9 protein-coding genes are annotated in these 9,248 nt (G+C 62.3%); 5 read left to right on the top strand and 4 right to left on the bottom strand.

From position 1 onward, the window contains the following. Positions 1 to 30 precede the first annotated feature (30 nt). Positions 31 to 756 (top strand): response regulator, encoded by a 726-nt coding sequence (locus A7K61_RS22560; protein ID WP_032895658.1) that lies wholly within the window; start codon positions 31 to 33, stop codon positions 754 to 756. Beyond that, on the top strand, positions 753 to 2,363 hold the full coding sequence (locus A7K61_RS22555) for an ATP-binding protein (protein ID WP_069558415.1): 1,611 nt from the start codon (positions 753 to 755) through the stop codon (positions 2,361 to 2,363). The genes A7K61_RS22560 and A7K61_RS22555 overlap by 4 nt, the downstream gene beginning before the upstream one ends. A 103-nt stretch (positions 2,364 to 2,466) precedes the next feature. Here the strand turns inward: A7K61_RS22555 and A7K61_RS22550 are convergent, their stop codons facing one another. Beyond that, positions 2,467 to 3,183 carry a 4'-phosphopantetheinyl transferase gene (locus A7K61_RS22550; RefSeq protein WP_069558414.1) on the bottom strand — a complete coding sequence of 239 codons (717 nt, stop codon included), beginning with the start codon at positions 3,181 to 3,183 and terminating at the stop codon, positions 2,467 to 2,469. A gap of 138 nt (positions 3,184 to 3,321) precedes the next feature. On the opposite strand from A7K61_RS22550, the gene A7K61_RS22545 reads away from it, so the two are divergent. From A7K61_RS22545 to A7K61_RS22535, 3 genes are read left to right on the top strand one after another with little or no spacing between them, the layout of a single operon-like run. Beyond that, positions 3,322 to 3,630, top strand: coding sequence for a hypothetical protein (locus A7K61_RS22545; RefSeq protein ID WP_003193560.1), 309 nt, complete (start codon positions 3,322 to 3,324; stop codon positions 3,628 to 3,630). 18 nt (positions 3,631 to 3,648) lie between these two features. Next, positions 3,649 to 4,326 carry a response regulator gene (locus tag A7K61_RS22540; RefSeq protein ID WP_003193559.1) on the top strand — a complete coding sequence of 226 codons (678 nt, stop codon included), beginning with the start codon at positions 3,649 to 3,651 and terminating at the stop codon, positions 4,324 to 4,326. Further along, a complete protein-coding gene (locus A7K61_RS22535; RefSeq protein WP_044267577.1) occupies positions 4,323 to 5,669 on the top strand; it encodes an ATP-binding protein in 1,347 nt (448 codons plus the stop codon). Before A7K61_RS22540 ends, A7K61_RS22535 begins: the two co-directional genes overlap by 4 nt. A gap of 364 nt (positions 5,670 to 6,033) precedes the next feature. Here A7K61_RS22535 and A7K61_RS22530 read toward each other — a convergent pair whose 3' ends face one another. The 3 genes from A7K61_RS22530 to A7K61_RS22520 form a co-directional block, all read right to left on the bottom strand. After that, a complete protein-coding gene (locus tag A7K61_RS22530; protein WP_003193556.1) occupies positions 6,034 to 7,647 on the bottom strand; it encodes an NAD(P)/FAD-dependent oxidoreductase in 1,614 nt (537 codons plus the stop codon). Positions 7,648 to 7,732: 85 nt separating this feature from the next. Continuing rightward, on the bottom strand, positions 7,733 to 8,404 hold the full coding sequence (locus A7K61_RS22525) for a COG3650 family protein (protein ID WP_032895666.1): 672 nt from the start codon (positions 8,402 to 8,404) through the stop codon (positions 7,733 to 7,735). Between the two features lie 96 nt (positions 8,405 to 8,500). Next, entirely contained in the window at positions 8,501 to 9,100 is a 600-nt protein-coding gene (locus A7K61_RS22520) for a short chain dehydrogenase (protein WP_069558413.1), read from the bottom strand. Between the last annotated feature and the right edge of the window lie 148 nt (positions 9,101 to 9,248).

The following is a 9,248-nucleotide window of genomic DNA, read 5'->3' as shown; positions in this document are numbered from 1 at the left end:
AAAGAAATTCTAATAACAACGAGGTAGCGCATGGAGCAAGAAGCCTGGCAGATACTGATCGTCGAGGACGACGAGCGACTCGCCGAGTTGACCCGTGAGTACCTGGAAAGCAACGGCCTGCGCGTGTCGGTAGAAGGCGATGGTGCCAAGGCCGTGGCGCGCATCATCGCCGAGCAGCCGGACCTGGTGATCCTCGACCTGATGCTGCCCGGCGAAGACGGCCTGAGCATCTGCCGCAAGGTGCGCGAGCGCTATGACGGCGTGATCCTGATGCTCACCGCGCGCACCGACGACATGGATCAGGTGCTGGGCCTGGACATGGGCGCCGACGACTATGTGTGCAAACCCGTGCGCCCGCGCTTGTTGCTGGCGCGTATCCAGGCGCTGCTGCGCCGCAGCGAACCGGTGTTGCCCGTTGCAGTGGAAACCCAGCGCCGCCTGCAGTTTGGCCCGCTGGTGGTGGACAATGCCTTGCGCGAAGCCTGGTTGCAGGAAGGCAGCATCGAACTGACTAGCGCTGAATTCGACCTGCTGTGGCTGCTGGTTGCGAACGCCGGGCGCATCCTGTCCCGCGAAGAAATTTTCATCGCCCTGCGCGGCATTGGTTATGACGGCCAGGATCGCTCGATTGACGTGCGTATCTCGCGCATTCGACCGAAGATCGGCGACGATCCGATCCACCCACGCCTGATCAAGACCATCCGCAGCAAAGGCTACCTGTTCGTCCCCGAAGCCGCTGCCGATATGCCGCTGTGAACTCGATCTTCCTGCGCATCTACGGCGGCATGTGCGCCGCGCTGATCCTGGTGGCGCTGCTCGGCGCCCTGGCGCTGCACCTGCTCAACGACGTGCGCAGCGGCCAGTACCGTGAGCGCCTGGCCCACGGCACCTTTGCGTTGATGGGCGATAACCTGCAACCCATGAGCGCCATTGAACGCCAGCGCGCCTTGGCGGTGTGGGAGCGTTTGCTCGGTATTCCGCTGGAGCTGCGCACGTTCACCGACGCGCAATTGGACCTGGGCCAGCGCAACCGCCTGCAACGCGGCCAGGTCCTGGTGGAACAGACCGGCCCCCACGCGGCGCGGGTGCTGCGGTTGGTCAGCGAGCAAGAGCAACTGGTGCTTACCGGCGAGGTGCAGCAGATCAGCGAGCAATTGGCCCGTGCGACTATTTACCTGCTGGCCGACGAACTGGTGCGTTTTCCGGTGGCCGAACAACCTCAGCGCCTGGCCGACATCAAGCACGCCAAGGCCTTTGGTTTTGAAATGCACTTGACGGCCCTTGACCAGGCCGACATGGACGACGACCAGCGCCGTCGTGTGGCGGAGGGCGATACGGTGATGGCGCTGGGCAAGGGCGGCGATTCGATTCGCGTGTTTGCCGGCATGGTCGGTACCCCGTGGGTTCTAGAGATCGGCCCGCTGTACCAGATGAACCCGTACCCGGCGCAATGGCTGATCCTGATCACCTTGATTGGCCTGACCCTGATCGGCTTGATCGTCTATCTGCTGGTGCGACAACTTGAGCGCCGGCTCAAAGGCCTGGAGGCGGCGGCCACGCGTATCGCCAAGGGCAACCTGGAAGTGCGCGTGCCCGCTCGCGGTGCCGACTCGGTCGGGCGCCTGGCGTCAGCTTTCAATGGCATGGCTGAGCACTTGCAGCAATTGCTGGCGATTCAGCGCGAGCTGGTGCGCGCGGTGTCTCACGAGCTGCGCACACCGGTCGCGCGCCTGCGCTTTGGCCTGGAGATGATCGGTGACGCTGCCACGCCCGAAGCCCGGCGCAAATACCTGGAAGGCATGGATGGCGATATCCAGGACCTCGATGGCCTGGTGGACGAGATGCTCACTTATGCCCGCTTGGAGCAGGGCGCGCCGGAGCTGAATTTCCAGCGCGTGGACCTTAATGCATTGCTCGACCAGGTGATTGGCGAATTATCGCCATTGCGCCCGCAGGTCACCGTCACCCGGGGTATTTGCCTGTCCTCGGCGCATTGGGATGACGCCTGGGTCGACGCTGAACCGCGCTACTTGCACCGCGCCCTGCAAAACCTGGTGAGTAACGCCATGCGCCATGCCAAGGGCCAGGTGCTGATCAGTTATCAGGTAGGGCAGGTGCGCTGTCGCATCGATGTGGAAGACGACGGCCCCGGCGTGCCGGAAAGCGCCTGGGAGCGGATCTTCACGCCGTTCCTGCGCTTGGATGACAGCCGTACCCGCGCTTCTGGCGGGCATGGCCTGGGCTTGTCGATCGTGCGGCGGATTATCTATTGGCACGGCGGGCGGGCGTTGATCAGCAAGAGCAACAACCTGGGCGGGGCGTGCTTTAGCCTGAGCTGGCCCAGGGATCAGGATAAACCCTGAAACCCAACTGTAGGAGCGAGCTTGCTCGCGAAAAACTCACAGGCGCCGCGTTTATTCAGGCAGCACGCGTTATCGTTGAGGTTTTTCGCGAGCAAGCTCGCTCCTACATTGCGACAGCCACCAGGCTCAACAACTGCTCCCCTTGCACCACAAACTGCCCTTCCAGCTCTTTGCCATGGCCCCACTCTTGCGAAAGATCGGTCAGCAACCGCAACCGCACCCTCCCAGCCGCTGACCACTCCAACACCTCGGCATGCTCGAAATAAAAGCGCTTGTGCACGATCGGATAGAGCGCCTTGAACAGGCTTTCCTTCACCGAAAACGTCAGCGTCACCAGCAAGGCGTGTTGCTGACGGGGCAGGGCAGCCATGCGCTGCAGCTCATCGGCCGTCAAAATTTCCCCGGCCAGGCGTTCGGCCCGTTCCAGTGACAGCAAATGCTCTAGGTCCATGCCCAGCCCGCGCCATTGCGCCTTGTGCCCGACAATCGCCGCAGCGTGCCCGGTGCTGTGGGTGATGGAACCACTGATATGCCCTGGCCAGACCGGGGCGCGGTCTTCGCCGATGGCCGGGATGCAGTGCAGATGATCGAGTCGTTGCAGCGCTTCGCGTGCGCACAGGCGGCCGGCGAGAAATTCCGCCTGGCGCTTGGCGACCGAGCGCTGGATGCTCGCGGGCGGCGGCACATCGCAGCGCTGGAAATCGCCCGGGCTCAATAAAGTTGGGTCGAATCGCGTGCTCAAAAACACCGTGCCCGGCAAGGGAACCGGCAACGGCCAATGATCATCGAGTGGGGTGCAGCAAGCGGGTAGGGGCGTCATGCGCGGTATTTTGCCGAGTTGGCGCGCCAGTGGATAGCCCGGTGCGGTTCAGCTGCGGTTCAGAGCCTGTTCAGGGGGAGTTCAGGGGCGCCTGCGTAGTCTGGACCCCACAGCCTAAACGCGTATGAGGTAACCACCATGACTGCGATCAAAAAGCTGATGTTGGCCTTGACCATGCTGGGCGCCACTGCCGGCGTGCAGGCGTCCGATGGCGCCTTTGCGGCCTTTGGCAGCGAGAAAACCAAGAAATCCAGCAACCTGATCCATCGTGTCAGCTTCGAAGACGCCGGCACCCAGGCCGCGCCTTGGGGCCAGGCCCTGGGCGCTACCCCTGCGCAACCCGACTATCGCAGCGGCTACGCGCACCTGACCGGCCACTACAATGGCATAAAACTGCGCCCCCAAGAGCTGCAGGGCCGCTATGATATCCCCCTGTCGGCTAGTTGAATTGCAGTGGAGAACCTTATGAAATTGCTGGTGGTGGAAGATGAGGCGCTGTTGCGTCATCACCTGTTTACCCGCCTGACCGACAGCGGGCATGTGGTCGAAGCCGTGGCCAACGCCGAAGAAGCCCTGTACCAGACCGGCCAATTCAACCATGACCTGGCGATCATCGACCTTGGCCTGCCCGGCATGGGCGGCCTGGACCTGATTCGCCAGTTGCGCACCCAGACCAAGACCTTCCCGATCCTGATCCTCACCGCCCGCGGCAACTGGCAGGACAAGGTGGAAGGCCTGGCGGCCGGGGCCGACGACTACGTGGTCAAACCGTTCCAGTTCGAAGAGCTGGAGGCGCGCATGAACGCTTTGCTGCGCCGCTCCAGCGGTTTTACCCAATCGACTATTGTTGCCGGGCCGCTGCTGCTAGACCTCAACCGCAAGCAAGCCTCCCTGGACGAGCAACCCCTGGCGCTGACCGCCTACGAGTATCGGATCCTCGAATACTTGATGCGTCATCATCAGCAAGTGGTCGCCAAGGACCGCTTGATGGAGCAACTGTACCCGGATGACGACGAGCGCGATCCAAACGTGATCGAAGTGTTGGTCGGCCGTCTGCGCCGCAAGCTGGAAGGCCCGGCCGGGTTCAAGCCGATCGATACCGTGCGTGGCCTGGGCTACCTGTTCAATGAGCGCTGCCGTTGATTCGTTCGCTACGTGTGCGCCTGATGCTGGCGGCCGCCACCCTGGCCGTGCTGTTTATGCTCGGCTTGTTGCCGGCCATGCAAGGCGCATTCAGCCTGGCGCTGCAGGATTCCATCGAACAGCGCCTGGCGTCGGATGTGACCACCCTGATTTCCGCGGCGCGGGTCGACAATAACCGTCTGCTGATGCCGGCGCAGTTGCCCGATGAGCGTTTCAACCTCACCGACAGTCGGCTGTTGGGCTATATCTACGACCGTGAAGGCCATCTGGTATGGCGCTCGCGGGCGACCCAGGAAGAAAACATCAACTACAAACCGCGCTACGACGGGCGCGGCAATGAATTTGCGCGCATTCGTGAGGCCAATGGCCAGGAATTTTTCGTGTATGACGTCGAGGTCCGGCTGCTGGGAGGCAAGAGCGCGGCGTTCAGCATTGTCGCCTTGCAGCCGGTACGCGAATACCAACTGACCCTGGAAGGCCTGCGCGAGAACCTCTACCTCGGGTTCGGCGCGGCCTTGCTGGTGCTGTTGACGCTGTTGTGGCTGGGCCTGACCTGGGGCCTGCAGGCCCTGCGACGCCTGAGCCATGAACTCGACCAGATCGAAGGCGGCACCCGCGAAAGCCTCAGCGAAGAACACCCCCGCGAACTGCTGCGCCTGACCGGTTCCCTCAACCGCTTGCTGCACAGCGAGCGCGAACAGCGTGCGCGCTACCGCGACTCCCTGGATGACTTGGCCCACAGCCTGAAAACGCCGTTGGCGGTGTTGCAGGGTGTGAGCGAAGACATGGCCCAGCGCCCCGAAGAACGTAGCCAGGCGTGGGTGCTGCAATCGCAGATCGAACGCATGAGCCAGCAGATCGGCTACCAGTTGCAGCGTGCCAGCCTGCGAAAAAGTGGCCTGGTGCGTCACCAGGTACGCCTGGAACCGGTGGTGCAAAGCCTGTGCGATACGCTGGAAAAGGTTTATCGCGACAAGCGGGTCACCGTGACGTTTGATCTGCCGCAGGCCTGCGAGGTGCCTATCGAAAAGGGTGCGTTGCTTGAAATGCTCGGCAACCTGCTGGAAAACGCCTACCGCCTGTGCCTCAAGCAAGTGCGTATCAGCCTGGTGGAAAACTTCGACGGCATCGAGCTGTGTATCGAAGACGACGGCCCTGGTGTGCCACCGGACCAGCGTGCACGGATTCTGCAGCGCGGCGAACGGCTCGACCGCCAGCACCCGGGGCAGGGGATAGGGCTGGCGGTGGTCAAGGACATCATTGAAAGCTATCACGCGCGGTTGACGTTGGGGGATTCAGCGTTGGGTGGGGCGGCGTTCAGGATTCACTTTCCTGCCTTGTGATCTGCACTGCCCTCATCGCAGCATGGGTATCTACACAACTTCGGTACGACGCTAAACCTGTGGCGAGGGAGCTTGCTCCCGTGACGACCGGACAGCCGACGCCTATCTATCTGACACCCCACGATCCAAATGTGGGAGCTGGCTTGCCTGCGAAGGCGGCCTAACAGTCAACACAGTTGGACCGGGTACATATCCGTTATTTAGGCAACGGCCACTTAGGGTTCCGCCCTGACGGCGGCTCACTTTCGAAAAGCGCGAAAGTAAGCAAAACGCTCTTGCCCCACCACTCGGCACCTCGCCCAGGCTCGGTGTGCCCGAACGCAGGCAAACCACACATTGGATGTATGCTTGCCGCCAGTGTGCTTTAGGCCTCGATGCCGAGCATATCCCGCGCCAGCGCCTCGGCGATCCGGATCCCGTCGACACCCGCCGACAGAATCCCACCGGCATACCCTGCGCCTTCACCGGCCGGGAACAAGCCTTTGACGTTCAGGCTCTGCATCGACTCATTGCGGGTAATGCGCAACGGGGACGAGGTACGGGTCTCGATGCCGGTCAGCACCGCATCGTGCAGCGAGTAGCCTTTGATCTGCTTCTCGAACGCCGGCAAGGCTTCGCGGATGGCTTCGATGGCGAAGTCCGGCAAGGCCAGTGCCAGGTCGCCCAACGACACGCCAGGTTTGTAGGACGGCTCCACACTGCCTAGGGCGGTGGAGGGCTTGCCGGCGATGAAGTCGCCCACCAGTTGCGCGGGGGCCTCGTAGTTACTGCCGCCGAGGATGTAGGCGTGGGATTCCAGGCGTTCCTGCAACTCGATACCGGCCAACGGGCCGCCCGGGTAATCCACCTCGGGGGTGATGCCTACCACGATGCCCGAGTTGGCATTGCGCTCGTTACGCGAGTACTGGCTCATACCGTTGGTCACGACGCGATGGGGTTCCGAGGTCGCGGCCACAACGGTGCCGCCCGGGCACATGCAGAAGCTGTAGACCGAACGGCCATTCTTGGCGTGGTGCACCAGCTTGTAGTCCGCTGCGCCCAGCTTGGGGTGGCCAGCGTATTTGCCCAGGCGTGCGGCGTCGATCAGCGACTGCGGGTGCTCGATACGGAAACCCACCGAGAACGGCTTGGCTTCCATGTACACGCCGCGGTCGTGGAGCATGCGGAAGGTGTCACGGGCGCTGTGGCCCAGGGCAAGAATCACGTGCTTGGAGAGGATCTGCTCGCCGCCGTCGATGACCACGCCGTTCAACTGGCCGTCTTCGATCAGCACGTCGGTGACCCGCTGTTCGAAGCGCACTTCACCGCCCAGGGCGATGATCTGCTCGCGCATGTTTTCCACCACGCCGGTCAGGCGGAAGGTGCCGATGTGCGGCTTGCTGACGTAGAGGATTTCTTCCGGCGCGCCGGCCTTGACGAACTCGTGCAGCACTTTGCGACCGTGGAATTTAGGGTCCTTGATCTGGCTGTACAGCTTGCCGTCGGAAAAGGTACCGGCGCCGCCTTCACCGAATTGCACGTTGGACTCGGGGTTGAGCACGCTTTTGCGCCACAGGCCCCAGGTGTCCTTGGTGCGTTGGCGTACTTCCTTGCCGCGCTCGAGGATGATCGGCTTGAAGCCCATCTGTGCCAGCAGCAGCCCGGCGAAAATCCCGCAGGGGCCAAAGCCCACCACGATTGGCCGCTCAGCCAGGCCTTCCGGCGCCTGGCCCACCACCTTGTAGCTGACGTCCGGTGCCGGATTGACGTTGCGATCATCGGCAAACTTGAGCAGCAGAGGGGCTTCACCCTTCACGTTCAGGTCGACGGTGTAGATGAAGCACAGCTCAGAGGTTTTTTTACGCGCATCGTAGCTGCGCTTGAACAGGGTGAAATCGAGCAGGTCATCACTGGCGATGCCCAGGCGCTGCACGATGGCTGTGCGCAGGTCTTCTTCGGGATGGTCGATGGGCAGCTTGAGTTCAGTGATTCGTAACATGACAGGATCCGGTAGGCGGCGGGCAAGAAGGCCGGCTGTTTTGCAAACCGGCGATTATAAGCCCCAATGGCGACTTTCCGTCAGGTTAATCGTCCCGCGAGCCGCCGAACGCCGCGCAACCGCGCTGCACCTGGCCGTTCACGCGCAACTCGGCGCTCATGTGTTGCAGGCTGCCGCTCACACTGTCGACGCAGCGCTGGGGCGCCACCCACAGTTCGATGTGCTGGTTATTGGCTTCGGTCATCAGGTTGAAACGGCCGTCGCCCAGTTGTTCCTCGACGTACGGCACTGCCAAAGGTGGCTGGCCTTCGCGTTCCAGCACCATGCCCTTGGCCGTGACATTCATTGCCCAGGCGGGTTTATGGCCATTGGCCCGCAGGATCATGCGCTTGAAGTCCGGGTCGGAGCAGGCTGAGGTCGAGCGTTCGACGCGATACAACTGTTGCAGGTCCACTGAGCCCTGGGTGCCGCTGGCGACCCCGGAAAACTTGCCACGCAGGTCGGCAAACAGCATGCCCTGCTGGCCAGCCAGCGAGGCCGCTTCCTGCAGGACGCTGGTGCCGCCGGTGTCGTTGACCACGTAGCTACGCTGGTCGCCACACGGCTGGAACAGCAGTTTGCCGTCCACCGCCGTCAACTCACCCTGCATACGGGTCAGCCCGACAGTCGATGGCTTGGCCGGCTCGCTTTCAAACAATTGGCAGGCGGCGAACAGAGGAAGCAAGGCAAACAGGGCGAGGGTACGGGCGGCGCGCATTATCGGGTCTCCAGGCAAGTGCCGCCACGTTACGCAGGCTGGCCGTGCATCACAAGCCCGCTTGCCAGCTTCAGGCGTTTCTTACAGATATCACCTTCAACCTACGATAAAGGTCTGACCGGTTTGCAGGCCTTCGACGCTTTTCGCGTAAGCCAGCGCCACATCGGCGGCGGGGGCAGGTTTATAGCCGCGGAAATAAGGGGCATAGCTGCCCATGGCTTCCAGCAACACCGTCGGGCTGACCGAGTTGATGCGCAGACCGCGTGGCAACTCAATGGCCGCCGCTTTGACGAAGGCGTCCAATGCACCGTTGACCAAAGCCGCCGAAGCGCCGGTGCGGATCGGATCACGGTTCAGAATGCCGCTGGTGAACGTGAACGAAGCGCCATCGTTGGCGTACTCACGACCGATCAACAGCAGGTTGACCTGGCCCATCAGCTTGTCACGCAGGCCCAGTTCGAAATCGCTGTCGTTCATGTCTGCCAGGGGCACGAAGTTGACGTTGCCTGCCGCGCAGATCAGGGCGTCGAACTTGCCGGTCTGCTCGAACAGACTGCGGATCGAGGCGCTATCGCTGATATCCACCTGAAAGTCGCCGCTGGTGCGGCCGATGCTGATCACTTCGTGGCGCTGGGCCAGTTCCGCCTTGACCGCTGAACCGATGGTGCCGCTGGCACCGATCAATAGGATTTTCATCGTGCTGTTCCTCTAGGCTGATTGCCTGTAGGAGCGAGCTTGCTGGCGAAGGACGTCAACGATCACGCGGTAAAAATGACTACACGGCGGCGATCTTGAGTTTTTCGCGAGCAAGCTCGCTCCTACAGTGGTATGGGGTTGCATTCAG

Source organism: Pseudomonas sp. AP42, from assembly GCF_001728935.1.
Lineage (GTDB): Bacteria > Pseudomonadota > Gammaproteobacteria > Pseudomonadales > Pseudomonadaceae > Aquipseudomonas > Aquipseudomonas lactis.
Note: the sequence above shows the minus strand (reverse complement) of the source record. Positions and strands in the feature narration are given on the sequence as shown.

What these genes read in the sequence shown, in the direction of transcription:
- A7K61_RS22560 (WP_032895658.1), top strand. Translation starts at nt 31, where the DNA reads ATGGAGCAAGAAGCCTGGCAGATACTGATCGTCGAGGACGACGAGCGA.
- A7K61_RS22550 (WP_069558414.1), bottom strand. Translation starts at nt 3,183, where the DNA reads ATGACGCCCCTACCCGCTTGCTGCACCCCACTCGATGATCATTGGCCG.
- A7K61_RS22545 (WP_003193560.1), top strand. Translation starts at nt 3,322, where the DNA reads ATGACTGCGATCAAAAAGCTGATGTTGGCCTTGACCATGCTGGGCGCC.
- A7K61_RS22540 (WP_003193559.1), top strand. Translation starts at nt 3,649, where the DNA reads ATGAAATTGCTGGTGGTGGAAGATGAGGCGCTGTTGCGTCATCACCTG.
- A7K61_RS22530 (WP_003193556.1), bottom strand. Translation starts at nt 7,647, where the DNA reads ATGTTACGAATCACTGAACTCAAGCTGCCCATCGACCATCCCGAAGAA.
- A7K61_RS22525 (WP_032895666.1), bottom strand. Translation starts at nt 8,404, where the DNA reads ATGCGCGCCGCCCGTACCCTCGCCCTGTTTGCCTTGCTTCCTCTGTTC.
- A7K61_RS22520 (WP_069558413.1), bottom strand. Translation starts at nt 9,100, where the DNA reads ATGAAAATCCTATTGATCGGTGCCAGCGGCACCATCGGTTCAGCGGTC.